The following is a 26,902-nucleotide window of genomic DNA, read 5'->3' as shown; positions in this document are numbered from 1 at the left end:
TCTCAACAGGATGGTCCTGTCCTTGTTGGGCCTGCTGCTGCTGGCCGGCGGCCTGAACACGCTGCTGGTCGCGATCTCCGAGGGCTACGCCCGCGGATGGCGGAACGTGGCCTCGGGCCTCGGCGCGTGGTTCGACGCGATGCTGGCCGAGACCACCTTGCCGGGCCAAAAGGACTCCTGGCTGTGGATCGTGGTGGCCGCCTTGCTGATTTGTGCCATCCTGCTGATGCTGTGGTGGATTGCCGTCCAGGGCAGGGGCCGGGGCGGCGACTACCTGTCCACGTACATTCCCGATGAGTCCATGCCCGGCCGGGTGGAAATCTCCCAGAGCACCGTGGAACAGGCGCTGCGCCACTTCCTGGGCCGGCGCGGCGACGTGGTCTCGATCAACGTCAGTGTGTGGGAGTTGGGTCCCGAGGCCGGGCTGCGCATCAAGGTCCAGCCCCGCAAGGGAACCGCCCCGGGGGCGCTGGGCAGGGATGTCGCCACCGCGGCGCGGCTCGCCCAGGCCGCCCTGGGCGTTGGCGGGCCCGTGCTCATCTACCTGGTGGTGGGCACGCGCTCCCGCTTTGCGCGGTCCGAACGCGTCTTGTGACCGGTGGTGTCAGCGCTGGTTGGCGATGACCGCCATGACCAGCACGGCGGTGAACCCCATGAAGGGCAGGCACAGCAGCGCGTGCAGCCACTTGTGCTCCACCAGCACCGCGACGTATTCGCGCAGGAAGGCGCTGGGCAGGTAGTACCTGGCGGTGGGGGCACCCACCACCTCGGCGTCGATCCGCAGCCTGCGGGCCAGCAGGGCCGCGCGCAGCACGTGGTAGTTGTTGGTCACCGCCAACAGCGGGCCGCTGCGGCCCGACTCCGCAAACAGCTCGGAGGAGAGCAACAGGTTTTCCTCGGTGTTCACGGCCTTGCCCTCCACCATGACATCCCCCGGAGCCGCCCCGGCGGCCACCAGGTACTCGCCCATGGCAACTCCCTCGGAGCGCGGCTCGTCGTGTCCCTGCCCGCCGGAGGGAATCAGCAGCGGCCTCGGCGAGGTGTCGCGGTAGATCTGCAGGGCCCTGTCCAGGCGGCTGCGCAGCAGCGGGGGAACCTTGCCGTCGATCAGCCGGGAGCCCAGCACCACGATTCCCTGCGGCGTTTCGCGGAACGGCATGCGCCCGTAGGCGATGGCGTACCCCAGGAACACGACGAACACCACGCCGAAGTAGCTGCACAGGAAAAAGAGCAGCGCCGCCAGCCCGATAGCCAGGGGGTTGAGCGTGAGGACCAGGGCCACCGCCAGGATCGGCAGGGCAATCAGCAGCAGGCCCAGCAGCAGGGAGACCATGTTGCCCAATCGCCTGCCCTCGGAGCGGAACATCACCACGCCGTTGTGGATCAGGGCGGCGGCCAGCGCCAGCACTGCCAACGGGGCCACGGCCAGCAAGGCCAGGAAGACATAGGACGCACCGGGAACCCAGCGTGAAACCAGGTTGCCCGCCTCGAGCAGCAGCAGGTAGCAGGCGGCCACCAGGACCACGCCGTTGCGCAGCATGCGGCGATCCCGGCGGCGCAGATAGAAGTACAGGGCAAAGAGCAGAAGGGCCGGGAGCAAGGTCACCACTTGAGACTATCAACCGGATAGCGGGACCGGGCCCTCACGCTCCGGCACCCGCTCGGGGGCAAGGGGACGCTTCGCGGTGACCCGGGGTCCTTCGGTGATCGCCATGATGCACGCGTGGCAGGGGCGAGCCGTTGAGGGCCCGGCTAGTTGGCCCGGGCGAGCTGGCGGACCGCCAGCCAGCGGTTGGAGAGCCTGCGGTAGGAGGCGGCGGCCCCGGTCATGTCGGATTCGGCCAGCGACTCGATGCCCAGGCGCAGGTCGTGCGGGGAATCATCCGGCCACACCAGGGTGGCGATGCGCCCGTAGTCGAGTTCGACCACCGATTCCTTGTCAAAGAGCTGCAGCCATTCGCTCAGGGCCGCGAGTTCGTCGAGCAGGTCCATCTCCGGTGCGTGGATCGCCAGGGTGGCCGCGGCATAGCGAACGCGGTCCAGGGCCTGGTGCAGCGGGGTGTAGATCCGGCTGGAGAGCAATTCCTCCCCGTCCTCGATGACATCCACCTCGTCGTCCTCGTGCACCAGGATCAACCAGCCGAAGGGGATGCCCCAGGTCGCGGTGCGGGTGTGCAGGTGGGCCAGGTCGTCGGTGAAGCGCTGCCGGTCCACGCGCGCGGCATTGGCCGCCCGGGCGACGCTGGGCACCAGCAGTTCCAGCAGCTGCGGGCGCATGGAGCCGTCGAGCTGTTCCGAGGCCAGGATGGTGCGCGTGGCCAGCTGGTCCGGGCAGTACAGGGTGTTGACGGCACCGTCCCAGGAGGTGGTGACAAGCCTGCGGAACACCTCGGTGTGGTGGTGCGGGAACGGGTCGGAGGCCGGGCGGGTCAGCCGCGCCAGCGCCGCCGCCGCGCTGGCATCCTCCAGTGCCTCGCGGTTCACCCGGCCGGTGGCCACGGCCACCAGCTGGTCGGCATCCGAAAAGGCGCGCAGGGGCTCGAAGACGCGCAGGTAGGAAGTCGGCGGGAGGGCCCGCCGACTTGAACCGCTTGCCTGCGCCATGGCCTAGTCCAGCTCCACGATCACCGGGACGTGGTCCGAGGCGCCCTTGCCCTTGCGCTCCTCGCGGTCGATCTGTGCGTCGACGACGCGTGCGGCCAGTGCGGGGGAGGCCAGGGTGAAGTCGATGCGCATACCCTCGTTCTTCGGGAAGCGCAGCTGCGTGTAGTCCCAGTAGGTGTAGGTCTTGGGGGTGTCGGTGTGCGGGCGGACCACGTCGACGAACCCGGTCTCCAGGAACGCCTCGAAGACGGCACGTTCCGGGGCCGAGACATGGGTGAGGTTGTTCTCGTGGAAGAAGTCGATGTCCCAGACGTCCTCGTCGCGCGGGGCGATGTTGAAATCACCCATCAAGGCGACCTGCGCCTCGGGGTTCTGCCCGAGCCAGCCCGCCGCCTGCCTGTTCAACGTGTCGAGCCAGGAGAGCTTGTAGGGCATGTGCTCGTCGTCCAGGGCGCGGCCGTTGGGCACGTACAGGCTCCAGATGCGCACCCCGCCGCAGGTGGCGCCGATGGCGCGGGCCTCCTGCACGGGGTCCTTGCCCCCCTTGCCGAAGGCCGGCTGGTCCACGAAGGTGCGCTCGACGTCGTCGAGGCCCACGCGGGAGGCGATGGCCACGCCGTTCCACTGGCTGAAGCCGAAATGGGCCACCTCGTAGTCGTTGTTCTCGAACAGTTCCCAGGGGAAGTTCTCGTCCTTGCACTTGGTTTCCTGGATGGCCAGGACGTCGACGTCGCTGCGGCGCAGCCAGTCCTCGACGCGGTCGGCACGGGCACGGAGGGAGTTCACATTCCAAGTAGCAATCTTCACCCTCCCAACCTATCAACTTCGGTGCACGCGGTCAGGTTTGGGAACCGGCAATCGGCGGGACGACCCAACCCTAGCAATTTAGTAGGAAGTCCGAGTATATTTTTGGGTACAGGGCGTGGTGCGCATCACAGGGCGTTGCCGCGTTTTTCGCAAATTCTTGCCGAAGGAGCATCAATCACATGACTCGTGAACTGACCCACTACGTGGGCGGCGCCCACGTCGCCGGAACCTCCGGGCGTTTCTCCGACGTGTACAACCCCTCCACCGGGGCCGTGCAATCGAAGCTTCCGCTGGCCTCGGCCGACGAGGTCCGCGCCGCGATCGCCGTGGCCGAGGCGGCCCAGGTCGAATGGGGACAGGTGAACCCGCAGCGCCGGGCCCGCATCCTGAACAAGTTCGTCGAGCTCGTCTACGCGAACATGGACGAGCTGGCAGCGCTGCTGACCAGCGAGCACGGCAAGACCTTCCCCGACTCCAAGGGTGACATCCAGCGCGGGCTCGAGGTCATCGAGTTCTGCGCCGCGGCCCCGTCCCTGCTCAAGGGCGAATTCTCCGACAGCGCCGGAGCCGGCATCGACGTGCACTCGATGCGCCAGCCCCTGGGCGTGATCGCCGGAATCACCCCGTTCAACTTCCCGGCCATGATCCCGCTGTGGAAGGCCGGCCCGGCCCTGGCCTCGGGCAACTCCTACATCCTCAAGCCCTCCGAGCGCGACCCCTCCGTGCCGCTGCGCCTGGCCGAGCTCTTTACCGAGGCCGGCCTGCCCGACGGGGTGTTCAACGTCGTCAACGGCGACAAGGAGGCGGTGGACACGCTGCTCGAGGACCCGCGCGTGAAGGCCATCGGGTTCACCGGCTCCACCCCGATCGCCCAGAGCATCTATGCCACCGCCGCCGCGCACGGCAAGCGCGCCCAGTGCTTCGGCGGGGCCAAGAACCACCTGGTGATCATGCCGGACGCGGACCTGGAAATGGTTGCCGACGCCCTCATGGGCGCGGGCTTCGGGTCCGCCGGCGAACGCTGCATGGCCATCTCCGTGGCCATCCCGGTCGGCGAGGCCACGGCCGATGCCCTGGTCTCCAAGCTGAAGGAGCGCATCGGGAAGCTGAAGGTCGGCGACGGCATGGACGAGGGCGCCGACTTCGGCCCGGTCGTGGCCCAAAGCGCCAAGGAACGCATCGAAGACTACATCCAGGTCGGCGTGGACGAAGGTGCCTCGCTGCTGATCGACGGCCGCGGGCTGAACGTGGCCGGGCACGAGGACGGCTTCTGGGTCGGTCCCACGCTCTTTGACAACGTCACCGAGGACATGCGGATCTACCGGGAGGAGATCTTCGGGCCGGTGCTCTGCGTGGTGCGCGCCAAGGACTACGAGGAAGCGCTGCGCCTGCCCAGCGAGCACCAATACGGCAACGGCGTGTCCATCTTCACCCGGGACGGGGACACCGCGCGGAACTTCTCCTCGCGCGTGCAGGTCGGCATGGTCGGGGTCAATGTGCCGATCCCGGTGCCGATCGCCTACTACACCTTCGGCGGCTGGAAGGCCTCCGGGTTCGGGGACCTGAGCGAGCACGGGGCCGACGGCTTCCGCTTCTGCACCAAGACCAAGACCGTCACCACCCGCTGGCCCTCGGGCATCCGCCAGGGTGCCAGCTTCGTGATGCCGGAGGGCAGCTAGTCCCATGGCCGAACCCGAAGTCCTCCTTGAGGTGCGCGGCACCCTGGGCGTGATCACGTTGAACCGGCCGCGGGCGGTCAATGCCCTGACGGCCTTGATGGCCGAGGCCATGCTCGAGACCCTCACCGATTGGGCGCAGGACCCGGCGGTGGACCAGGTGCTGGTGCGCGGGGCCGGGGAGCGCGGGCTGTGTGCCGGAGGCGACATTGTGGCGATCCACCGCGACATCGCCTCCGGCGGCACACAGACCGCGGGCTTCTGGGCCACCGAATACCGGCTCAATTCCCTCATCAACGCCTATCCCAAGCCCTACATCGCCTACATGGACGGGCTGGTCCTGGGCGGCGGCGTGGGCATCTCCGCCCACGGGAGCCACCGGCTGGTCACCACCCGGACGCGCAGCGGCATGCCGGAAACCACCATCGGGTTCGTCCCGGATGTCGGGGGCACCTACCTGCTCTCCCGCGCCCCGGGGCAGAGTGGCACCCACGCGGCCCTGACCGGGGAGCACCTGGGCGCCGCCGAGGTGCTCTACCTGGGACTGGCCGATCACCTGATCGACTTCAACCGTGCGGAGGAACTCTTCAGTGCCCTGGAGCAGACCCCTGTCGCTGACCTCCTGCCCGGCTTCATCCTGCCGGCCCCCGCCTCCCAGCTGGAATCCTGGCGCCCCTGGCTCGATGCCGCCTACGGGCACGACGAGGTCGAGGACATTGTTGCCGCACTGGCGGTCCTGGCCGACGCGGGCAACGAGGAAGCCCGGATGTCGGTGGCGACGCTGGCGAAGAAATCGCCGACGGCGTTAAAGCTGACCCTGGCCTCGCTGCGCCGGGCCAGGGAGCTGGCAACCCTCGAAGAGGCCCTGGAACAGGAGTATCGGGTGGGGCTGCGCGCCCTGGCCTCCCGTGATTTCCCCGAGGGCATCCGCGCCCAGGTCATCGACAAGGACTACGCCCCGGCGTGGAACCCGGCCACCCTGGCCGAGGTGGACCGCGAGCTGGTGGAAGCCAGCTTTGCCTCCCTGGGGGAACGCGAACTCAAACTGAACCCACGCGTGCCGAGCGACACGACGACGACCGGAGGAAGAACATGAGCGAGAAGACACCCGCCTCCGCGGGCAAGATAGCATTCCTGGGACTCGGGCACATGGGCGAACCCATGGCGGTGAACCTCATCAAGGCCGGATTCGACGTCGCGGGCTTCGACGTGGTCCCCGCGGCCGTTGACGCGGCCACCGCAGCCGGGGTGCCCTGTGCCGCCAGCGCCTCGGAGGCCGCCACCGGTGCGGCCATCGTGTTGACGATGTTCCCCTCCGGCGACATCCTGCTCGACGCCTACCGCGGCGTCGGGGAGCCCGGCCTGCTCGAGGTCGCCGGGCCCGACACCCTGTTCCTGGACTGCTCCACCATCGACGTGGCCCAGGCCCGCGAGGCAGCGGAAATCGCGCTGGCCGCCGGGCACCGCTCCGCCGACGCGCCGGTCTCCGGCGGAGTGGTCGGAGCCGAGGCCGGGACGCTGACCTTCATGATCGGTGCCGAGGCCCCCGACCTGGAACAGATCACCCCGCTGCTGCAGGTTATGGGCAAGAAACTGGTGCATTGCGGCGGGCACGGGGCCGGCCAGGCCGCGAAGATCTGCAACAACATGCTGCTGGGCATCTCCATGATCGGCGCGGCCGAGGCCTTCGTGCTGGGCGAAAAGCTCGGGCTGACCCACCAGGCGCTCTTCGACGTGATCTCCACGGCCTCGGGCCAATGCTGGTCGGTCACCACCAACTGCCCGGTCCCCGGCCCGGTGCCGGCCTCGCCGGCGAACCGCGACTATGTTCCCGGGTTTGCCGGGGCGTTGATGGCCAAGGACCTGGGCCTGGCGCTGAACGCGCTCGAGCATGCGGGGGTTGCCGCGCAACTGGGCCCGCTGGCCGCGCGGATCTACCGCAGGTTCGCCGACGAGGGCGGGGCCGGACGCGACTTCTCCGGCATCATCACCGACATCAGGGACGGTTCGCAGGGCTAGCCGGGCACGTTCGCCGGCGGGAGCCCCACGGCCCGCATCCGACACGGAAGGGATCCGCGATGACCATCTTCACCTGTGCGACCTGCGCCATCGAGCACCCGGACGCCGCCCTCCCGCCCGAACGCTGCGCGATCTGCGAGGACGAACGCCAGTGGGTCCCGGCAACCGGCCAGGCCTGGACCACCCGCGACGAGCTCGAGGCCGCCGGCCACCGGCTCGTGGTCACCGAACTGGAACCCGGGCTCCACGCCGTCACCGCCACGCCGCGCCTGGGCATCGGGCAGCGCGGGCTGCTGGTGTCCACGCCCGGCGGGAACCTGCTCTTTGAACCGCCCGGCTTCATCGACGCGGCCGGAGCGGCGCGCATCGAGGAACTCGGCGGGGTGGCGGCCATCGCCTCGAGCCACCCGCACCTGACCGGTTCCTCGATCCAGTACAGCCACCGCTTCGGCCATGCCCCGGTCTACGTGGCCAAGGCCGACGAGCAATGGATCCGGAGGCCCGACCCGGCCATCAGGCTCTGGGAGGGAAGCATCGAGCTGCTGCCGGGGCTGGTGATGCACCAATGCGGCGGCCACTTTGCCGGCAGTTCGGTCGTGCACTGGCCGGCCGGCCAGACCGGCGCCGGGGTGCTGGTCACCGGGGACACCATCGCCGTGGGCGGGGACCGGAAATCGGCCAACGCCATGCGCAGCTACGTGAACAACATCCCGCTGCCGGCTGGCACCATCGAGCGGATCCTGGACACCGTGATGCCGCTGGAATTCGAGCGGCTGTACAGCGCCTTCGGGGTCTTGGAATCCGACGCCCACGCCACCGTCGAAGGCACGCTGCATCGCTACATCGCGTGGGTGCGCGGGGAAATGCCCGAATAGGACCGCGCCAACCGAGCGGCACCAATCAACCGTATGGTCGATGTGCACGGGTGCGGGAAAACAGAGGATGGGAGATAAGAAGGGGGAAGTTGCCGCCGGCAAGGTCCCCGCTCCATCCACTGAAAGCGAACCCCACCCGTGTTTCTTGCAATCCGCGACATCCGCTTCGCCAAGGGCCGCTTCGCCCTCATGGGGTCGGTGGTTGCCCTCATCACGCTGCTGCTGGTCATGCTCTCCGGGCTCACCGCGGGGCTGGGCAACCAGTCCACCTCCGCGCTGAAAAACCTCGGCAGCGAAACCCGGCCCGTCGACACCATCGCCTTCGGTGCCGCCAGCGGCAACGACCCCAAGGCATCCTTCACCGAAAGCCAGGTCACTGCCGACCAGGTGCGCGCCTGGGGCAACCGCCCCGGCGTCGCCTCGGCGCAAGCGCTCGGCATCACCCAGACCCGCCTGACCGGATCCGCGGCCGGCTCCGAGACCAGCAGCGGCACCACCAACGTCGCGGTCTTCGGCATCCCGGACGGCAGCGGGCTGGCGCCTCTGCCCCTCGAAGCCGGGAAGGTCGTCATCGGCGACTCGGTCGCCAAGGACCTCTCCCTGGGCATCGGCGACACCATCTCCATGGCCGGGGTTGACCTGGTGGTCGGCGGGATCGCCGCCGACAACTGGTATTCGCACACCTCGGTCCTCTACACGGACCTGGATTCGTGGGCCAAGCTCGCGCACCTGGGCCAGGGCACGCAGGTCGGAACCGTCATCGCCGTCACCAACCAGGACGACGCCACCGTGGACACGGATGGCGCAAATGCCGCAGCGGCCACCGTCAGCACCACCCGCACCGGCTCCTACGCGGCGCTGGGCTCCTACAAGAGCGAGAACGGCTCGCTGCTGATGATGCAGGGCTTCCTCTACGGCATCTCGGCCCTGGTGATCCTGGCCTTCCTCACGGTCTGGACCGTGCAGCGCACCCGCGACATCGCGGTGCTCAAGGCCCTGGGTGGATCGGGAGGCTACGTGCTGAAGGACGCCATCACCCAGGCCAGCATCGTGCTGCTGCTCGGAGCCGGAATCGGCGGCGGCATCGGCATCCTCGGCGGCACCTTCGCCGCCAAGGCCGCACCCTTCCTGCTGACCCCCGCGACCACGCTGCTGCCCATCGCCGGGGTCGTGCTGCTCGGCCTGGCCGGGGCCGCGCTCGCCGTCTCCCGCGTCACCAAGGTCGACGCGCTCATTGCCCTCGGCGGCAACTAGCACCACGCGCGCCCGCCCCGCCCACCAACTTTTCCCCTGAATCTCCCGCGCAAAGGAATCCCATGACCACCCCGGAACCAACCCAGCCTGCCGCAACCACCAACATGCCCCTGCAACTGATCGACCTGACCCTTGAATACCCGGATGGCCAGGGCACCATCAAGGCACTGGACTCGGTGAACCTGGGCGTGGGCGCCGGGCAGATGCTCTCGCTGATCGGCCCCTCGGGCTCCGGCAAGTCCTCGCTGCTGGCCGTCGCCGCAACCCTGATCCGTCCCACCAGCGGGCTGGTCATCATCGACGGCACCACCGCCAGCGACCTGAACGACAAGGAAATGACCACGCTGCGCCGCGAGAAGGTGGGCATCATCTTCCAGCAGCCCAACCTGCTGGCCTCGATGACCGCCCTCGAGCAGCTGATGATCTCCGACCACCTGCGCGGCAAGCCCTTGAAGCCCGCCAAGGCCCGCGCCCTGGAACTGCTTCAGGTCGTGGGGCTGGAAGACAGCGCCACGAAGCGCCCGCACCAGCTCTCCGGTGGACAGCGCCAGCGCGTGAACATTGCCCGTGCCCTCATGGGCTCCCCGAAGGTGCTGCTGGTCGACGAGCCCACCGCGGCGCTGGACCATGCACGCAGCGAATCGATCGTGCGGCTGCTGGCCGAGGTGACCCGCGAATTCTCGGTTGCGACGGTCATGGTCACGCACGACACCGAATTCATCTCGCTCACCGATTCGGTGGCCACCATGCGCGACGGTGTGCTGGGCGCCTCCGAGCTGGTGCCCGCCTAAAAACCGCCTCCAATGCCGACAACCCGGTGCCCCCCGTCGGAATTCGACTGCGGGGCACCGGGCTGTTGATCGTTGCTGCTCGGGGTTACTTGACGTTGACCACGAGGGTCTTGGACCGGGTGGAGCCTGCCGCATTGGCCAGCTCCGCGACGTATCGGTAGGTGCCCGGTGCCTTGTCGGTGAACGAGGTTGAGGCCTTCTGGGCCGCGGGGGTGGCGGCGGCCAGATCCTGCCTGTCGACGGCGATGCCATTCTCATACAGCGTGTACCCGGTGGCGTTGGTGCCCTGCCACAGGTTGGTGTGCACGGTGTAGGAACCCGCGAACTTCTCGCCTTCCAGGCTGATGGCCGGGGCGGCGGGGCTGGCGTCGCGCACCTTCACGACCAGCGTGGCGGTCGTGGTGGTTCCCGCCGCGTTGGCCAGTTCCCCGCGGTAGCGGTAGGTGCCGTTGGGCTTTCCTGTCACCGCGACGACTGCCTGCTGGGACTCGGGGGTGTTGGCAGTGAGCTGTTGTGTGGAGATCGCCACGTCGTTCTCGTACAGCGTGAAGCTGGTGGCGTTGGTGCCCCACGGCAGTTCCATGGTGACCCGGTAGTCGCCGTCGGCCAAGCCGCTGGTGCGGCCGTTGTCATGGGAGAGAGTGGCCTTGGCCGGTGCGCTGGTCGCGTTCCCACCGGGTGCCTGGACCAGTTCGATCCCGCCCAGGGTCGCGGCGGCTTCCAGTGCCGTGGCACCGTTGGCGGCGGTGAACGCCAGGGTGCGTTCGGCCAGCTTGCCGGCGGCCAGGTCCTCGGCGGTGACCGTGTGCGTTGCCGTGGCCTGGACGCTCGCGCCCGCGGCGAGCTCGCCGGCCACGGAATCCTCGCCGGCCAGGGCGGTGAGCCTGACGTTGCCGGTGTTTTTCAGCGTGATGACGTGGGTGACGGTGTCGCCCACCGAGGCGTGGCCGTTGGCGTCGCGGTCCTGCAGCTCGGCCGCCCCCGCCGCGGCCTCGAGCTTGGGTGCGCGTGCCAGCAGGTCGACCTCGTCGCCCGTGATCTCATAGCTGTCGACCACGTCGTAGTTGGCGCCGATGCGCCCGGTGGTCCACTTGGTGAGCGGGGTGAAGAAGCCGTCGGCGAGCTCCGCGGCACTCACCATGTGGCGCGGGGTGGTGCAGGTGTAGGAGGCTCCGGCGGCCAGGCTGCCGTAGCGGCAGTTGCCGGCAGGGCTGGTTTCGCCCACGGGCTTGGCCGCGAACGGGGTGAAGTTGCCCTCGGTGGGCACCACCCACTGGCCGATGTTCGAGGCGCTGGTGACCTTGAAGGAGTATGGCACCGCATCGCCGGCGGCGTACGGGTTGGCGGCGAGGTCGCGGTCGGAGTCGGCGCGGAAGCCATCGATTTCAATGCCGGTGACTTCCTTGCCGGCGATCGTGGCGCGGACGTTGCCCTGGGCCTCGGTGCCGTCGGCGGCGGTGAAGGCGGTTTGCAGCAGGTACTTGCCGTTCGCCGTGGCGGGAACCTTGACCTCGAGTTCGACGGTGCGCGATTCTCCTGCCGGCAGGTCGGCGACCTCGACTGTGTTGGAGTCGAAGAGGTTGCTGGCGGCCAGCTGGAGCGAGCCGCTCAGCGCGGTGTCTTCCTGGTTGGTGATGGTCACCGGCAATGTGTGGGTGGCACCGGCATCGGCGCTGAAATCCTCGGCAGCCTGCGGCGCACAGACGTAGTTGAGCCATTCCTCGTCGAAGGACGCAAACGGCATCGAATCGGTGTAGTTGCCTTCGTAGAGCACGCCGAACCTGCCGTCGGCCAGGGCCGTGGACGAGGAGTAGGCGGAGAAGCCGTGGCGGATGGTGCGCAGGCCCGGCCAGCTGGCGCCGTCATCGCAGGAGACGCGGGCCGAGACGTTTTCCCGTCCGGTCTGCGAGTTGGCGCCGGTGTACAGCAGCTTTCGGGCGTCCCTGCTGCCCGCGGCGGCACCCGGGTGCAGCTGGGTGATGTGGGCGTTGTTGGTGGGATCCGGCAGGTTCGTATCCCGCTTGGCCTCCGAATAGCTTTCACCGCCGTTGGTGGAGATTGCGGCCTTGCGGTAGCCGCCGTTGGACGAGTCGCGGGAGTTGAGCATGACCCGTCCGTCGGAGAGTTCCACGACCTTGTTCTCGTCCATGGAGGTACCAACGAATTCGCCGCGCTGCCAGGTGGCACCATGGTCGTCCGAATACACGGAGTAGGCCTGGATGCTTCGGGAGCCGTCGGCCTGCTGCACATCGCCCGCGTACTGCTGGACCAGGCGGCCCTTGTATTCGCCGCGGGTGAGCTGGATGCCCTCGCCGGAAGTGGCGAACATGCTGCGCACGTCCCCGGCCTCCGGGGTCCGGTCCGCGCCAGGCTTGACCACATCGGTGATCAATCTCGGTTCGCTCCAGGTCAGGCCGGCGTCGGCGGATTCGACGACCGCGGCGCCGATGACCTGTCGGTCGGCGTCGTCATTGCCGAAGGCGCTGCCGTGGAAGCCCTGGTCCTTGGAGTGGACGAAGAAGGCAAAGACCTTCCCGGCTTCGGCATCGAGAACGTAGCTGGGATCGGAGTAGCCGTACTTCGGTCCGCCGTCATCGGCGATGTGGCCCGCGGCGATGGTGGTCAGCGGGCCCCAGGTGGCGCCATTGTCCGTGGATCGGCGCTGGACGATGGTGTTGGGGTTCGGCGCGTCTGCCGCGCTTCCCGGACGTGCGTCCCAGGAAGCGAGCACGACCCCGTCGCCCAGGTGGGCCAGGGCGGGGATGCGGTAGAACCAGTTGTTCTCGGTCCGGTCGGCGGCGAGGTTCTGTTCGCTGAAGCTGCCGGGGGCGCCGGTGGGGTCGGCACCGGGGATGACGGTGGCGCCGAACGCGGCACCGGCCGTGGCGGCTGGGAGGATCATGCTCAGCGCGGCCAGCGAGCCGAGCCAGGCGGCCTTCCGCAGTGCGCTGGGACGGCGGGGGGAATATGTCATGGTGTGCGGATTCCTTTCACACAGAATCATTGGGGGCTGATTCGAGCAGGACATACGACGTAGGATGTCCTACGTAAAGTATGTGAGTGCGATCACCAATTTGTGTGAATGTGACGTTTCTCGGTGCGTCGCGCCAGGTTTCCGCGGCGGCTGGAAGGCCCGGGCCGCGGCCGTTGCACTAGGGGTGGCCGGGTTCCTCCGACGCAAAGTCCCCGGCATCCCGGCGGAACTTGGAGAAGATCCTGATCAAGGTGGAGATGTCCCGGTCCGAAAAACCCGAGTCCGCGAAGACCTTGGCGTTCAGTTCCGTCGTGGCGGCAGCGGCCAGTTCGCGGCCCTGCGGGGACAGGGCAATGAGCGTGGTGCGCTTGTCGGTGGGGTGCTTGGTGCGGGCCACCAGCCCGGCGTGCTCCAGGCGGTCCACGGCGTTGGTCACGGAGGTGGCATGGACCTGGAGCAGGGCGCTGGCCCTGTTCATGGCCAGCGCGCCGTCGCGCGTAAAGCTGAGCAGGGCCAGCATCTCGTAGCGGGCGAAGGTGAGGCCGAAGGGCTTGAGCACCGTTTCGGCGCGCTGCAAAAGGATCTGTTGCGTCCGCATCAGGGCGGTGATCGCCGCCATGGGCTCGGCGACGTCCTGCCACCCGTGGCGTTCCCAATTGCGTTGCGCTTCCAGGATCGGGTCGCGCGATAGTGGCTGGCTCAATTTTCCCTCCGGATAGAACTCGTGCCCCAGCTTATCCAAGCCCACGTGGGGATCAGGATTTCAGGGACGGGAAGTCGTCGTCGCGGTACTCGATGCCCTGGGCCTCCAACCGGCCGGTGCCTTCGTGGCGTGCCACTTCGTTGCGCCGCAGCTCGACCCGGCGGATCTTCCCGGAGATGGTCTTGGGAAGATCGGCGAATTCCAGGCGGCGGATCCGCTTGTAGGGTGCCAGGTTTTCCCGGCAATGGCGCAGGATGCTTGCCGCCAATTCCGCCGAGGGCGCATACCCCTCGGCGGTGACAACGAAGGCCTTGGGGACGGAGAGCCGCAGCGCATCGGGGGACGGGACCACTGCTGCCTCGGCCACCGCGGGATGCTGGATCAGCACCGACTCCAGCTCAAAGGGGCTGAGCCTGTAGTCGCTGGACTTGAATACGTCATCCCCGCGCCCCACATAGGTGATGACGCCCTGTTCGTCCATCTCGGCCATGTCCCCGGTGTGGTAGACGCCGCCGCGGAAGGCGTCCGCGGTCTTTTCCGCATCGGCGTAGTACGACTTCATCAGCCCCAACGGGCGCGGCTCCAGCCGCAGGCAGATCTCCCCCCCGGATCCGGGCTCGCCGGTGGCCGGGTCGATGAGCACCACGTCGTAGCCGGGCATGGGGCGGCCCATGGCGCCGATCTTGATGGGAAGCCCCGGCGGGTTGGCGATCTGCACGGTGGTTTCGGTTTGCCCGAAACCGTCGCGGATCGTTTGCCCCCAGGCGCGGTTGACCTGGTCGATGACTTCCGCGTTCAGCGGCTCCCCGGCCGAGACGAGCTTGGCCGGCGGGTGCTTCAATGCCGTGAGGTCCGCCTGGATCAGCAGGCGCCACACGGTGGGCGGGGCACAGAAGCTCGTGACGGACTCGGCATCCATTTGGGCCATGAGCGCCTTGGCGTCGAAGCGGTCGTAGTTGTACAGGAAGACGGTCGCCTCGGCGATCCAGGGGGCGAAGAAGTTGCTCCACGCGTGCTTGGCCCAGCCCGGGGATGCAACATTCAGGTGCACGTCCCCTGGCTCCAGCCCGATCCAGAACATCGTGCTCAGGTGCCCGACCGGGTAGGAGGTGTGGGTGTGCTCGACCAGCTTGGCCTTGGAGGTGGTGCCGGAGGTGAAATACAGCAGCAGGGTTTCGTCGGCCTTGGTGGGAACCTCGGGAACGAATTCGGTCGGGTGTCCGGCGCTGTCGGTGTAGTCGAGGGCGCCGGTCGGTGCGTTGCCGTCGACGTGGATGACCGTGAAGTCGCCGGTGAGCTTGTCGAATTTTTGGGTGTCCCCGGTTCCGGCCAGTGCCCAGCGTGCCTCGCCGCGATCGACCCGATCCTGCAGGTCCGCGGGGGTCATTTGCGTGGTCGTGGGGATCATGACCATGCCGAGCTTGATGCCGGCGAGCATGATTTCCCAGAGTTCCACGCGGTTCCCCAGCATGACGATCATCTTTTCGCCGCGCTTCATCCCGATCGTGCGCATCCAGTTGGCGACCTGGCCGGAGCGGGCCGAGAGCTCGGCCCAGGTGCGGCGGGTCGAGGAGCCGTCCTTCTCGACAATGACCAGGGCATTGGTCCCGGCTCGGGCGGGATCCTTGGCGACCGCATCGAACCAGTCGAGACCGAAGTTGAACTCGGTGAACTCCGGCCAGCGGAACTCCGCCAAGGCGCCGGCGTAGTCGGTGCGCAGCTCCAGGAGCCGATCGCGGGCCGCACGGAATTCTTCGGTTACGGTCATTGGCGTCCTTTCGTCCGGCCCCCAATTAGTAGGAAGACCTAGTGATTCGGATCACTTGCAAATATACTTTGATATCCAAGGGTTTGGAAGGGCTTGCAAACATCGAGCCAACCATTGCACCGGACAAGGAGTAACCCCTCTCATGCCACTGAGCGAGACCAGCACATCACTCACCGAAACCGGCCACGAGCCGTGTGCCAAGGAGCTGCCATTTCCCGAGGTGGACCTGATGCACATTTGGCAGCTGCTGGAACCGGGCGAACGAACCCGCTTGCAGGGCATCCGTGCCTTCCTGCAGCAACGGGTTCGACCCGAGTCCCTCGACTACTGGAACCGCGAGGAATTCCCGCACCACCTGCTGCGCGAGATGGCCGAATACGGCCTCGGGGGAATCGAACTGGAAGACTGCAGTGCACTGTTCAAGGGACTCGTGTACGTCGAAGCCGCCCGCGCGGATGTTTCACTTTCGGCCCTGATCGGCATCCACAACGAATTGATCGTCGGCATGATCCAGGCATTGGGGTCTCCGGAGCAAAAAAAGACATGGCTGCCGGCGCTGGCCCGTTTCACCGCGCTGGGCGCCTTCGCCCTGACCGAGCCAGACCACGGTTCGGACATCGCCGGGGGACTGTCCACCACCGCCACCCGCGAGGGCGATGAATGGGTCATCAGCGGCGCCAAACGCTGGATCGGTGCGGCCTCCATGGCGGACTTTTCCCTGGTCTGGGCCAGGGACACCACGGACAACGAGATCAAGGCCTTCATCGTCGAATCGGACCGCCCCGGGTTCAGCACCACCAAGATCAGCAACAAGATCGGCCTGCGGATCATGCAGAACGCCGACATCACGCTGGACTCGGTGCGGGTGCCCGAAGGCAACCGGCTTCCGGGGGGCAAGAACTTCGCTGCCGCCAACGAACTGCTGAAGCATTCGCGGGCCTGGGTCGGCTGGCAGGCGGCCGGCGTGCAACTGGGGATCTTCGACATCGCGCGCGACTATGCGCTGGCGCGCACGCAGTTCGGATCGCCCATTGCGGGGTTCCAGCTGGTGCAGCTGCCGCTGGCGGAAATCCTGGGCAACGCCATGGCCAGCCTTTCCCTCATGGCGGACGTGGCCCGGATCCAGGGAACCGGGCAACTCGAAATGGTCCAGGCCGCCATGGCAAAGTCGACCACCACCCGCCTGGCCCGCGAGTCGGCAGCCAAGGGCCGCGCCCTGCTGGGAGGCAACGGCGTCACCAGCGACTACGAGATGGCCAAGCTCTTCGGGGACGTGGAGATCCTCTACACCTATGAAGGAACCTACGAGATCAATTCATTGATCGTTGGCCGGGCCGTCACCGGGCACTCGGCGTTCGTCAACCCACACTGACGAAGGCGGTTGCCGACCCCGGGGTGATCTCGGTCCGTCCGGCATCATGGATCACCGGACCGCCGGCCGCGCGGGCGTTGTTCCGGAATGCCTTGGCATCCAGCCGCTGGATCGACAACGGGCAGCCGGAGGCCCGCCAGGCGTCCAGCTCATCCGGGTTTCCCTCCAGGACCCAGGCGAACAGGGCGTGGGCCGCCTGGGCGGCGGCCTTCCCGGTGCTCATCCCCAGCGAATCGTTCAGCGCAATGCGCACCGTCGTGGAATCCATGGGCGCGCCCGGCGGCAGCGTGGTTCCCGAGACCTGGAGCTTGGCCAGGCGCTTGGGCAGCGAGTCGGCCTGCATCGGGGCAAACCCCATGGCCCGTGCGGACCCGACCTCGGCCATGACATGGCCAGGGAACTCACCGGCAACCTTGGCAAACATCTTGGCGTCCGCCCGGCGGACGCTCTTGGCAAAGGCGCCCTGCGCCCAGGGCCGCCAATACGGATGTCGCGGGTTGGCCAGCAGCGCGCTGACGGAGGCCAGCGCCGCAACGGCAATGCCCTCGTCCTCGGGGCAGGGTTCCTCGCGGTCCACCAGCAGGATGATGGGCTGGACCAGTTCCCCGCTTGGCTCCGGAAATTCTTCTGTCGGAGTTTGGGCGTCGGCGGGGTCGGGGCTCGATGCCGGGTCGTTCACGGTATTTTCCACTGGCTCAATCCTTTGCGAGGTCAAGGGACGGCCTAGCTCTTCCACCACGTGTCGAAGATGGTGACAGGGGTGGTGCGCTTGTGGCGCGAACGCAGGAACTTCGACTCGATGTTCTTCGCCGCTTTCTGGGGGATCTCGCGACCCTCCAGGTAGTCGTCGATGTGATCGTAGGTGATGCCCAGCTCGTCCTCGTCGGTGCGCAGCGGCTGCCCGTCGAGCAGGTCGGCCGTGGGCACCTTTTCCCACAATTGCCTGGGCGAGCCCAGGTGCCGCAGCAACTCGCGGTTCTGCCGCTTGTTCAGTCCGAACAGCGGCAGAAGGTCCGCTCCGCCATCCCCGAACTTGGTGAAGAACCCGGTGACCGATTCGGCACCGTGGTCGGTGCCGATGACCAGCAGGTTGTCCTCGCCGGCGAGGGTGTACTGGGCGATCATGCGCATGCGCGCCTTGATGTTGCCCTTGTTGAAATCGGAGACGGGGGTGCCCACGGCCTTGTGGAAGGCGGACTCGAGGCCATCGACTCCGGCCTTGACGTTGAAGGTCCGCTCCACGTCGGCGGCCACGAAGTCCAGGGCTGCCTGGGCATCGTCCTCGTCGAGCTGGGTGCCGTAGGGAAGTCGCACAGCCACGAACCTGGCATCGGTTCCCGCCGCGCGCAATTCCTCGGCGGCGAGCTGGGCCAGGCGCCCGGCCAGGGTGGAGTCCAGCCCTCCGGAAATGCCCAGCACAAACCCGCTGGTGTGCGTGGCAACGAGGTATTCCTTAAGGAAATCAATGCGTGCACGGACCTCCGCGGCGGGATCGATCCGGGGCTTGACACCCATTTCCTTGATGATGACGGCCTGTAGTTCGCGCATGCCCCAAGCCTATCCCGTCCCCGGGACGAGGCCGCGGGAGCGTTTCCCTAGACGTCGGCGGGAGGCTTGTCCGGGTCCCAGCCGAGGTTCACTGCCATCTTCTTCAGGGAGTCGACGGTCGTGGCGTATTCCTCGGTGCTGATTCCCGAGCTGGACTCTTCACGCATCTCGTCGACGATCTCGGTCAGCCGGTCCAGCGACACCGCTCCGCGCTCGGTGAGCGTGAAGGTGTGCCCTTCCTCGGCGATCCAGCCCGACTCAACCAGCTCGGCCAGATGCTCGGACGGGCTGGTCGGCTCGTCCTCGGCCTGTGCCTCGCCGAAGAACGGGGCGAGGGCAGCGGTGAGCTCCCCGCCGGTGGCCGGTCCCAGCGAGAGGACATTGAGTAATTGCCATTGCCGGCGCGTGACGCCGTGCTCTTCGAGGGAGTTGGCGAACTGCTCGGAAATGAGCGAGTCAACCAATTTAAGCCAGTAACCCAAAGGGCGAGAATCGGTCATGTCCCCACCCTAACCCCGGGACCACCTGCCTGTCTGTAGCAGGACCGCGGCACCGCCGGTCCGGACGGGCCGCGGCGTGGACATCACGGGTCAGGGGGGCATACGGGCATGGCGAACGCCGGAGGGACGAACTCCAAACTAGAATTGGGTCCATGACCAACACTGCTGCCCGCGCACGCCTGCTCGAACTCATCAAGGAACTCGCCGTGGTCCACGGCAAGGTCATCCTTTCCTCCGGCAAGGAGGCCGACTACTACATCGATCTTCGCCGCATCACCCTGCACCACGAGGCCGCGCCGCTGGTCGGCCAGGTCATGCTCGACATGCTCGATGCTGCAGGCATCGACTTCACCAACGCCGGAGGCCTGACCATGGGCGCCGATCCGGTGGGCACCGCACTGATGCACGCCGCCGGACACAACGGACGTGCGATCGACGCGTTCGTGGTGCGCAAGGCACAGAAGTCCTACGGCATGGGCCGCCAGGTCGAGGGACCCTCGGTCGAGGGCCGCAACGTCGTCGTCCTGGAAGACACCTCGACCACCGGCGGCTCCGCACTGGCCGCCGTCGAGGGCGTCCGCAAGGCCGGCGGCAACGTCGTTGCCGTGGCAGTGATCGTTGACCGCGACACCGGTTCCAAGGAGCGCATCGAGGCCGAGGCCGGGGTGCCGTACCTCTTCGCCTTCGGCAAGGACGAGCTGGGGCTCTAAGACCGTCCGGGCCGCCAGGCCAAAGCCACGCGTCCCGCGGGTTTCACCAAGGGTGGAAATCGCGGGACGCGTGTCTTAAGCCCAGGTCAGCACCGGGTTGGACGCCCGGGCGGGGCCGCCGCCCACGAAGGGTGAACCACGGGTGGGCCACGGTGCTGGCGCGCCGCCCGAATCGGCGGCTGATTGCCGGTTTTCTTCTGCTATTCTAGCGATATCCACGGACCTCCCGGCGCATCTACCCGCCGGTTGAAGATAACGGGTGGCGTTTATGATTACCGCTGTTGAGAACTGGAGCCCTAGATGCATTTGACCCCGCGTGAGCACGAAAAACTCATGGTGGTTGTTGCCGCCGATTTGGCGCGCCGCCGCCAGGCCCGCGGACTGCTGCTCAACCACCCCGAGTCCGTCGCCATCATTACCTACGAACTCATTGAAGGTGCCCGGGACGGGCGCACGGTGGCCGATCTGATGAGCTACGGAACCACCATCCTGACCCGTGAGCAGGTCATGGAGGGGGTCGCCGACATGATTCCCGACGTGCAGGTCGAAGCGACCTTCCCCGACGGAACCAAGCTGGTCACCGTCCACAATCCGATTCGCTAGGCATAAGGGAGAGAAGATCATGAAACCGGGAGAATACATCCTGCGTGACGAGCCCGTGCTCTGCAATTCGGAGCTCGAAACCCGAATCCTGAACCTGGTCAACCACGGGGACCGCCCCATCCAGGTCGGATCGCACTACCACTTCGCCGAGGTCAACCCGCAGCTGGACCTGGACCGCGTCGCCGCCCGAGGCTTCCGCCTGGACATTCCCGCCGGCACCGCGGTGCGTTTCGAGCCCGGGGACGCCAAGACCGTCCACCTGGTCGAATTCTCCGGCCGCCGCCACGTCTACGGATTCCAGGACCGGGTGAACGGGCCGCTGGGCGAAACCATCCCCGCGGTCGAAACCGAGGCCATTGGCGGTTCCGCCGGCATCAACCCGGTGACCGAAGCGGAAATTGTTTCCGACTACGACATCGACCTGCCGAACCTGGGCCGCGAATCGGTGGGCTTCCACACCGACTTCGGCGTCGACGAGGTCGACGAATCCCTGCCGCCACACCCCGACGAGGTGCGCCGCGCAACCGAGGAAAGCGAAAAGGCGGAAGCCGAGTCGGCTTCGAAGGACGAGACGAAGGAGGAGGACCAGGCATGAGCTTCGAGATGAGCCGCAAGCACTATGCGGAAATGTACGGGCCTACCACCGGGGACGCCATTCGCCTGGCAGACACCGAGCTGCTGGCCGAGATCGAGCACGACTACACCAACTACGGCGACGAGGTCGTCTTCGGCGGCGGCAAGGTCATTCGCGATGGCATGGGCCAAAACGGCCAGATGACCCGCGACCAGGACATCCCGGACACCGTCATCACCAACGTGGTGGTGCTGGACTACACCGGCATCTACAAGGCCGACGTGGCCCTGCGCGACGGGCACATCTTCAAGATCGGCAAGGCCGGCAACCCGGACATCACCAACGGGGTCAACATCACCATCGGTGCAGCCACCGACATCATTGCCGGTGAACACAAGATCCTCACCGCCGGGGCCATCGACACCCACGTGCACTTCGTGAGCCCACAACAGATCCCCGTGGCGCTGGCCTCCGGCGTCACCACCATGATCGGCGGCGGCGCCGGGCCCTCCGACGCCTCCAAGGCGACCACTGTGACCCCCGGCCCCTGGCACATCGCCCGGATGCTGCAGGCCGTGGAAAACCTGCCGATGAACATCGGCTTCCTGGGCAAGGGCCACGCCAGCGCGCGAGCACCGCTGGCCGAGCAGATCAGGGCCGGAGCCATCGGCCTGAAGATCCACGAGGACTGGGGAGCAACCCATTCCTCGATCGACAACTCCCTGAAGATCGCCGACGAATTCGACGTGCAGATCGCCATCCACGCCGACACGCTGAACGAATGCGGCTTCGTCGAGGACACCATCGAGGCCATCGACGGCCGCGTCATCCACACCTTCCACACCGAGGGCGCCGGCGGCGGGCACGCACCTGACATCATCCGCATGGCGGGCCTGCCCAACGTGCTGCCGGCCTCCACCAACCCCACCCTGCCGTACACGAACAACACGGTGGACGAGCACCTCGACATGCTCATGGTGGCACACCACCTCAACGCCGACATCCCCGAGGACGTGGCCTTTGCCGACTCGCGCATCCGCGCCGAGACCATCGCGGCCGAGGACGTGCTGCACGACATGGGCGTGTTCTCCATGACCTCCTCCGACTCCCAGGCCATGGGACGCGTCGGGGAGACGGTGCTGCGCACCTGGCAGGTCGCCGACGCCATGAAGCGCCAGCGCGGCAAGCTGGAGGGCGACCCGGAGGTCGGGGACAACTTCCGGATCAAGCGCTTCGTGGCGAAGTACACCATCAACCCGGCGATCGCCCACGGCATCGCCGATTCCGTCGGCAGCATCGAGGAAGGCAAATTCGCCGACCTGGTGCTCTGGGATCCGGCCTTCTTCGGCGTGAAACCGGAGATGGTGATCAAGGGCGGGCTGATCGTGCAGTCGCTGATGGGCGACGCGAACGGCTCGATCCCCACCCCGCAGCCGCGCACGCTGCGCGAGAACTTCGGTGCGCTGGGCACAGCGGTGCACCAATCCTCGATCACCTTCCTGTCCCAGGCAGCCATCGAGGAGGGCGTTCCCGAACGCCTGCGGCTGCGCAAGGTCATCCGCCCGGTGTCGGGGATCCGCTCGCTGACCAAGGCAGCCATGAAATTCAACGGGGAAACCCCGGACATCCAGGTCGACCCGCAAACCTACCAGGTCACCGTCGACGGCGTGCTGGCCACCTGTGAGCCCTCCAGCGTGCTGCCCATGGCCCAGCGCTACTTCCTCTTCTAAACCGACGGCGAGAACCACAAGGAGTTTCATGATCATCGAGCAGCTATCGGGGAACAAGAAAGATGTTCCCGCGGCCGAGCTGGCGAAGCTGCACGAGGAAAAAGTCGTGCTGCCCTCCTCGGCACTGGTCAAGCGCATCCAGCGCGTCACCACCGACCACGGGCGGGAGCTGGGCATCCGCCTGGCCCCGGGACCCGACCTTGCCGACGGGGACATCCTGTTCCGCAACGAGCAGGAGATCATCACGATCTCGGTGCTGCCCACCGATGTGTTGGTCATTGCCCCGGGATCCGTCTTCGAGATGGGGCAGGTCGCGCACGCGCTGGGCAACCGGCACCTGCAGGCCCAGTTCTTCGACGCGGATTCCGACTACGGGGCGGCGGTGATGGTGGTGCAGTACGACCACACCGTGGAGGACTTCCTCAAGCACCACCACACGCCGTACCAGCGCCGGGAACGCGTGATGCCGGTGCCGTTCCGCCATGCCGAACACACCCACTAGGCAGGCGGCGGGGCACCTGCTCACGCTGCTGCAACTGACCGACTCGGCGCTGCCCACCGGCGCATTCAGCCACTCGCTGGGCCTGGAAAGCTACCTGTCCACCCGGGCGGTGCACGACGAGGCCAGCTTCACGCTGTGGCTGGAGAAGTTCCTGTCCCAGTCGCTGGCCTACACCGACGGGCTCACCGTGCGCCTGGCCCACGAGGCCGCCGGGGGAGAAAAGCTGGCGCGCCTCGATGCGCTGGTGACCGCCGCGGCGGTGCCGCGGCAGATCCGCGAGGCCGGGGTGAAGATGGGTGCGCGCATGCTGCATGTGGCCACCAGCGTCTTCCCCACGCCCGAACTGGAAGCGTACCGCCTGCAGGTGGAGTCCGGGGCGTGCTCCGGGCATCCGGGCATCGCCTTCGCCCTGGGCGCGAAAGGTGCCGGCGCCCCGTGCGCGGACACCGTGGCCGCCTACCTGTTCTCCACCATCACCTCGCTGACGCAGAACGCGATCCGCGGCATCCCGATCGGGCAGAACGCCGGGCAGCGGGTGCTGCGGGCCATGCATGCCCCGGTGCTGGCGGCCGTGGAAACGATCTTCACCCTGGACGAGGAAGACCTGGGCGCGGCGGCGCCGGGCCTGGAAATAGCGCAGATGCGCCACGAACACTTGCGCGCCCGCATGTTCATGTCCTGACCGGACGGACACGCGGCGCGCGAAACCCACGAAAGTAAGGAAGTGCATGATGGAACCGATTTGCATTGGCATCGGCGGACCCGTGGGAGCGGGCAAGACCCAGCTGATCGAGCGGATCACCCGGCGGCTGAACGACGAGGTGTCGATGGCCGCGATCACCAACGACATCTACACCATCGAGGACGCCAAGATCCTGGCCGCCAACGGCGTGCTGCCGCTGGACCGGATTATCGGCATCGAGACCGGCGGCTGCCCGCACACCGCGATCCGCGAGGACACCTCCATGAACTCGGCGGCCATCGAGGAGCTGAAGGCCAAGCACCCGGACCTGCAGGTCATTTTCGTCGAATCCGGGGGAGACAACCTCTCGGCGACGTTCTCCCCGGAGCTGGTGGACTTCTCCATCTACATCATCGACGTGGCCCAGGGCGAGAAGATCCCGCGCAAGGCCGGCCAGGGCATGATCAAGTCGGATTTGTTCATCATCAACAAGACCGACCTGGCCCCGTATGTGGGTGCCGACCTGTCGGTGATGGAGCGCGATTCCAAGGAGTTCCGCGGGGAGAAGCCGTTCTGCTTCACCAACCTCAAGACCGACGAGGGACTGGACACCGTCATCGACTGGCTCAAGCACGAGGTGCTGATGCTGGATCTGGGCTAGGGCCAATGGCACCGAAAATGGCCGAACAGCCGGCGATCCGGGAGCTGGGCCCCTCGCCCTTTGAAGGAACCAAGATTGTCGGCGAGCTGCGCCTGCAGGTGGGCACGCGCGCCGGCAAGGCCATTGCCACGCGGCAGTACCACCAGGGCGCGCTGCGGATCCTGCGCCCGCACTACCTCGATGACACCGCCCAGGTCTGCTACACCATCGTGAACCCCGGGGGCGGGTACCTGGGCGGGGACAACTACGGCATCGAGGTCTCGGTGGACGAGGACACCTCGCTGCTGCTGACCACCCAGTCGGCGACCAAGGTCTACAAGACCCCGGGGACCTTTGCCCGCCAGGACATGGTGGTGCGCCTGGGGCCGGGCGCGGTGCTCGAATACGTGCCCGACCAGCTCATTGCCTACCGCGGAGCCAGCTACCGGCAGTACACGCGGGTGGACATGCACCAGGACTCCAGCCTGCTGTTCTGCGAGGTGCTCACCCCAGGGTGGAGCCCGGACGGGAAGCCCTTCCGCTACGACGAGGTGCGCCTGCGCACCGAGGTCAGCGTGGGAGGCAAGCTCGCGGTGCTGGACAACCTGCTGGTGCGGCCGGGGGAGGACTCGCTGGACTCACTGCTTTTCCTGCAGGACTTCACGCACGTGGGCATGCTGCTGGCCATCGATGCGAAGATCGGGGCGTCGGATGTCGAACGCATCCGCGAGCTGGCTTACCGCATCGGGGAAGCACAGCGCACGCCGGTGCACCTGGGCATCAGCCAGGTGCCGGGCCCGGGCGTCGCGGTGCGGGCACTGTCGAACTCCACCGAGGCCATCAACGCGGTCCTGATGGCCGTGGTCGACGAGCTTCGCCTCCACCTGAGGGGCCAAAAGCCGCTGAACCTGCGAAAGTACTAGGGCGTGCGCCCCACACGCCAATGCCGGCGGCGCGGCACCCGGACCGAGGGGAGCTTGCGCAGGGAGCCAGCTTCGTGTTCTCCCGCCGCGCGCAAGGTTCGGGCTTGCCGACCGGCCCCTGTACCCGGCACGCCCCCAAGTTTGGTCGTGCCGAGTACACGGGCGATCGTCCTGAGACCGCCGTGGTTCCCGCTTCCGGATGCCAGGCAGCGCCCTGGTATCAAATTCCAATTGAGTAATATACCCAGGGCCTGGACATCCCATGGTGTCGCGGGCCGAGGCTCTCGGTGGCCAGAACCCAAGATCGAGACGCCTGGTTTTCGATCGCTGGCCGCCACCCAACTCCCAAGATAGCTGACGCGGCAAGCGAAAATGCCCAAACTGCCGATTCTCGAACAACCCCGAACAAGGCCGAATTTTCCGAACGGATCGTCACAACGTTCCTAGCGGGGCGGCCGGATGCCTAAGATTGCAGGTAATGCATTGCGCGGGAATCGCGCGACCGTTGCCAAAGAGGACCGAATGACCGACCAGCCCCGTGCAGTGGAAGCCCCTGCGGGCTCGTATGACGAAATTGCGCAGGACCTGCAGCGATTGCGCTTCGCCGCCGGCGACGTAGCCTACGCCGAGATCGTTCGGCGCATTGCCGCCCACCGGGAACGCAACGGCGTGGACGCCGGCAGTGCCCGACCGGCCCGCACCACCGTCTACGACGCCTTCCGGACCGGACGCACGCGGGTCAACCCCCATCTCGTCGGCGAAATTTCCCGCGTCCTTGGGGCCTCCGAAATCGAGGCCGCACAATGGGAGGAGCGGTGCCTTCTGGCCAGAAGGAATCCGCTGCCGGCGCCGGCCGTCATGCCCGAACCGGCCCCGTCGGACCCGCTGCCCGAGGTGGCCGAAACGGCGGCTCCGGCCAATGGCCGAAAACTCATGCTGATTTTGGCATGTATCGTTTTGAACGTCTTGGGGTTCACCCTCGTGGCCAGGTTGGGGCTGCCGCTCTACTTCGACATGGTGGGCACGGCGATAGCCGCAATCGCGCTTGGCCCCTGGGCGGGCGTGGCCGTGGGGTTGTCAACGAACGCCATTGGCCTGGGCATCACCGACTCTTCATCGATTGCCTTCGCGCTGGTCAACGTCGTCGGCGCCCTGGTGTGGGGGTACGGGGCACGCAGCCTCCGGCTGTGCCAAACCTTCCCCAGATACCTGTTGCTCAATGTCCTGGTCGCCCTCAGCTGTTCGGTGGTCGCAACCACGTTGCTGGTCCTGCTGTTCAACGGCGGAACCGGCCACGCCTCGGAGAACACGACCCGGAACCTCGCGGCGATGGGCAATCCCCTGTCCGTGGCCGTCCTGGGATCGAATGTGGTTCATTCGTTGGCCGACAAACTACTGACCGGCTTCATTGTCCTTGGCGCGCTGGGTGCCGTGCGGCGATGGATCGAGGTTCCGTTCTACGACACCCTGAGCGCCGACGTGATGCTCCACTTGAAAGCGGTCGGCAACCCCGTCCGCGGTGCCGGGAACGGTTCCCGTCCAGGGCCCGCCAACCTGTCGGTCCAAGGGTCGGGGTCCGGGCCCCGGCGGGGCTTCTCGAAACAGGTCCCCGATTCGCCGTGAGCCGTCTCCCCGTCCGGGACCTGT

Annotated in this window: 25 protein-coding genes and 1 pseudogene; 17 read left to right on the top strand and 9 right to left on the bottom strand. The window is 67.1% G+C overall.

Annotated features, from left to right (window positions below):
* Positions 1 to 10 precede the first annotated feature (10 nt).
* Entirely contained in the window at positions 11 to 595 is a 585-nt protein-coding gene (locus J2T21_RS08395) for a hypothetical protein (protein ID WP_083411183.1), read from the top strand.
* A 9-nt stretch (positions 596 to 604) separates the two neighbouring features.
* Here the strand turns inward: J2T21_RS08395 and J2T21_RS08390 are convergent, their stop codons facing one another.
* The 3 genes from J2T21_RS08390 to J2T21_RS08380 form a co-directional block, all read right to left on the bottom strand.
* Complete coding sequence (locus J2T21_RS08390) at positions 605 to 1,606, bottom strand: YdcF family protein (protein ID WP_307580398.1); 1,002 nt, start codon at positions 1,604 to 1,606, stop codon at positions 605 to 607.
* A 146-nt stretch (positions 1,607 to 1,752) separates the two neighbouring features.
* On the bottom strand, positions 1,753 to 2,604 hold the full coding sequence (locus J2T21_RS08385; RefSeq protein ID WP_307580396.1) for a hypothetical protein: 852 nt from the start codon (positions 2,602 to 2,604) through the stop codon (positions 1,753 to 1,755).
* Positions 2,605 to 2,607: 3 nt separating this feature from the next.
* Complete coding sequence (locus J2T21_RS08380; protein ID WP_307580394.1) at positions 2,608 to 3,411, bottom strand: exodeoxyribonuclease III; 804 nt, start codon at positions 3,409 to 3,411, stop codon at positions 2,608 to 2,610.
* Between the two features lie 179 nt (positions 3,412 to 3,590).
* On the opposite strand from J2T21_RS08380, the gene J2T21_RS08375 reads away from it, so the two are divergent.
* From J2T21_RS08375 to J2T21_RS08350, 6 genes are all read left to right on the top strand, one after another.
* Positions 3,591 to 5,090, top strand: a complete 1,500-nt coding sequence (locus J2T21_RS08375; protein ID WP_307580391.1) for a CoA-acylating methylmalonate-semialdehyde dehydrogenase — start codon at positions 3,591 to 3,593, stop codon at positions 5,088 to 5,090.
* Positions 5,091 to 5,094: 4 nt separating this feature from the next.
* The gene (locus J2T21_RS08370; protein WP_307580389.1) at positions 5,095 to 6,183 is read left to right on the top strand and encodes an enoyl-CoA hydratase/isomerase family protein; all 1,089 of its coding nucleotides are present in this window, start codon (positions 5,095 to 5,097) and stop codon (positions 6,181 to 6,183) included.
* Positions 6,180 to 7,106, top strand: coding sequence for a 3-hydroxyisobutyrate dehydrogenase (gene mmsB / locus J2T21_RS08365; RefSeq protein ID WP_307580387.1), 927 nt, complete (start codon positions 6,180 to 6,182; stop codon positions 7,104 to 7,106). The genes J2T21_RS08370 and mmsB overlap by 4 nt, the downstream gene beginning before the upstream one ends.
* Positions 7,107 to 7,165: 59 nt before the next feature.
* Positions 7,166 to 7,981, top strand: coding sequence for a hydrolase (locus J2T21_RS08360; RefSeq protein WP_307580385.1), 816 nt, complete (start codon positions 7,166 to 7,168; stop codon positions 7,979 to 7,981).
* Positions 7,982 to 8,119: 138 nt separating this feature from the next.
* Complete coding sequence (locus J2T21_RS08355) at positions 8,120 to 9,235, top strand: ABC transporter permease (RefSeq protein ID WP_307580383.1); 1,116 nt, start codon at positions 8,120 to 8,122, stop codon at positions 9,233 to 9,235.
* A 62-nt stretch (positions 9,236 to 9,297) separates the two neighbouring features.
* Positions 9,298 to 10,026 (top strand): ABC transporter ATP-binding protein, encoded by a 729-nt coding sequence (locus J2T21_RS08350; protein WP_307580381.1) that lies wholly within the window; start codon positions 9,298 to 9,300, stop codon positions 10,024 to 10,026.
* 85 nt (positions 10,027 to 10,111) lie between these two features.
* On the opposite strand, the gene J2T21_RS08345 is transcribed toward J2T21_RS08350, so the two are convergent.
* From J2T21_RS08345 to J2T21_RS08335, 3 genes are all read right to left on the bottom strand, one after another.
* Positions 10,112 to 13,000: an exo-alpha-sialidase gene (locus J2T21_RS08345; RefSeq protein WP_307580378.1), complete on the bottom strand. Its 2,889-nt coding sequence runs from the start codon at positions 12,998 to 13,000 to the stop codon at positions 10,112 to 10,114.
* A gap of 178 nt (positions 13,001 to 13,178) precedes the next feature.
* Positions 13,179 to 13,703, bottom strand: a complete 525-nt coding sequence (locus J2T21_RS08340) for a MarR family winged helix-turn-helix transcriptional regulator (protein WP_307580377.1) — start codon at positions 13,701 to 13,703, stop codon at positions 13,179 to 13,181.
* 52 nt (positions 13,704 to 13,755) lie between these two features.
* Entirely contained in the window at positions 13,756 to 15,471 is a 1,716-nt protein-coding gene (locus J2T21_RS08335) for an AMP-binding protein (RefSeq protein ID WP_307580374.1), read from the bottom strand.
* Positions 15,472 to 15,700: 229 nt separating this feature from the next.
* Between J2T21_RS08335 and J2T21_RS08330 the strand changes: the two genes are divergently transcribed.
* Positions 15,701 to 16,843, top strand: a complete 1,143-nt coding sequence (locus tag J2T21_RS08330; protein ID WP_307580497.1) for an acyl-CoA dehydrogenase family protein — start codon at positions 15,701 to 15,703, stop codon at positions 16,841 to 16,843.
* On the opposite strand, the gene J2T21_RS08325 is transcribed toward J2T21_RS08330, so the two are convergent.
* Genes J2T21_RS08325 through J2T21_RS08315 form a run of 3 tightly spaced genes read right to left on the bottom strand, consistent with a single transcriptional unit; the run spans position 16,830 to position 18,891 of the window.
* Positions 16,830 to 17,534 (bottom strand): peptidyl-tRNA hydrolase, encoded by a 705-nt coding sequence (locus tag J2T21_RS08325; RefSeq protein ID WP_307580371.1) that lies wholly within the window; start codon positions 17,532 to 17,534, stop codon positions 16,830 to 16,832. The genes J2T21_RS08330 and J2T21_RS08325 overlap by 14 nt on opposite strands.
* A gap of 32 nt (positions 17,535 to 17,566) precedes the next feature.
* Positions 17,567 to 18,391 carry an ammonia-dependent NAD(+) synthetase gene (gene nadE, locus J2T21_RS08320; protein ID WP_307580369.1) on the bottom strand — a complete coding sequence of 275 codons (825 nt, stop codon included), beginning with the start codon at positions 18,389 to 18,391 and terminating at the stop codon, positions 17,567 to 17,569.
* Between the two features lie 47 nt (positions 18,392 to 18,438).
* Positions 18,439 to 18,891, bottom strand: coding sequence for a MarR family winged helix-turn-helix transcriptional regulator (locus tag J2T21_RS08315; RefSeq protein ID WP_307580367.1), 453 nt, complete (start codon positions 18,889 to 18,891; stop codon positions 18,439 to 18,441).
* A 152-nt stretch (positions 18,892 to 19,043) separates the two neighbouring features.
* Between J2T21_RS08315 and pyrE the strand changes: the two genes are divergently transcribed.
* The 9 genes and pseudogenes from pyrE to J2T21_RS08270 all read left to right on the top strand — a co-directional run bounded on the left by pyrE (position 19,044) and on the right by J2T21_RS08270 (position 26,878).
* Positions 19,044 to 19,601 carry an orotate phosphoribosyltransferase gene (pyrE, locus tag J2T21_RS08310; RefSeq protein WP_071214609.1) on the top strand — a complete coding sequence of 186 codons (558 nt, stop codon included), beginning with the start codon at positions 19,044 to 19,046 and terminating at the stop codon, positions 19,599 to 19,601.
* 300 nt (positions 19,602 to 19,901) lie between these two features.
* Positions 19,902 to 20,204, top strand: coding sequence for an urease subunit gamma (locus J2T21_RS08305; RefSeq protein WP_217388921.1), 303 nt, complete (start codon positions 19,902 to 19,904; stop codon positions 20,202 to 20,204).
* 19 nt (positions 20,205 to 20,223) lie between these two features.
* Positions 20,224 to 20,526, top strand: a pseudogene (locus tag J2T21_RS08300) (urease subunit beta); the annotation flags it as partial.
* 269 nt (positions 20,527 to 20,795) lie between these two features.
* The gene (gene ureC, locus J2T21_RS08295) at positions 20,796 to 22,508 is read left to right on the top strand and encodes an urease subunit alpha (RefSeq protein ID WP_307580364.1); all 1,713 of its coding nucleotides are present in this window, start codon (positions 20,796 to 20,798) and stop codon (positions 22,506 to 22,508) included.
* Between the two features lie 28 nt (positions 22,509 to 22,536).
* A complete protein-coding gene (gene ureE / locus J2T21_RS08290) occupies positions 22,537 to 23,010 on the top strand; it encodes an urease accessory protein UreE (RefSeq protein WP_307580362.1) in 474 nt (157 codons plus the stop codon).
* Positions 22,991 to 23,692: an urease accessory protein UreF gene (locus J2T21_RS08285; RefSeq protein WP_307580360.1), complete on the top strand. Its 702-nt coding sequence runs from the start codon at positions 22,991 to 22,993 to the stop codon at positions 23,690 to 23,692. The genes ureE and J2T21_RS08285 overlap by 20 nt, the downstream gene beginning before the upstream one ends.
* Positions 23,693 to 23,738: 46 nt before the next feature.
* The gene (gene ureG, locus J2T21_RS08280) at positions 23,739 to 24,353 is read left to right on the top strand and encodes an urease accessory protein UreG (RefSeq protein WP_307580358.1); all 615 of its coding nucleotides are present in this window, start codon (positions 23,739 to 23,741) and stop codon (positions 24,351 to 24,353) included.
* Positions 24,354 to 24,358: 5 nt separating this feature from the next.
* Positions 24,359 to 25,255, top strand: coding sequence for an urease accessory protein UreD (locus J2T21_RS08275; protein ID WP_307580355.1), 897 nt, complete (start codon positions 24,359 to 24,361; stop codon positions 25,253 to 25,255).
* Positions 25,256 to 25,777: 522 nt separating this feature from the next.
* The gene (locus J2T21_RS08270; protein WP_307580353.1) at positions 25,778 to 26,878 is read left to right on the top strand and encodes an ECF transporter S component; all 1,101 of its coding nucleotides are present in this window, start codon (positions 25,778 to 25,780) and stop codon (positions 26,876 to 26,878) included.
* Positions 26,879 to 26,902 lie beyond the last annotated feature (24 nt).

It is taken from the genome of Paeniglutamicibacter psychrophenolicus (assembly GCF_030812255.1).
Taxonomy (GTDB): Bacteria; Actinomycetota; Actinomycetes; order Actinomycetales; family Micrococcaceae; genus Paeniglutamicibacter; species Paeniglutamicibacter psychrophenolicus_A.
This window is presented reverse-complemented; position numbering and strand designations above follow the sequence as displayed.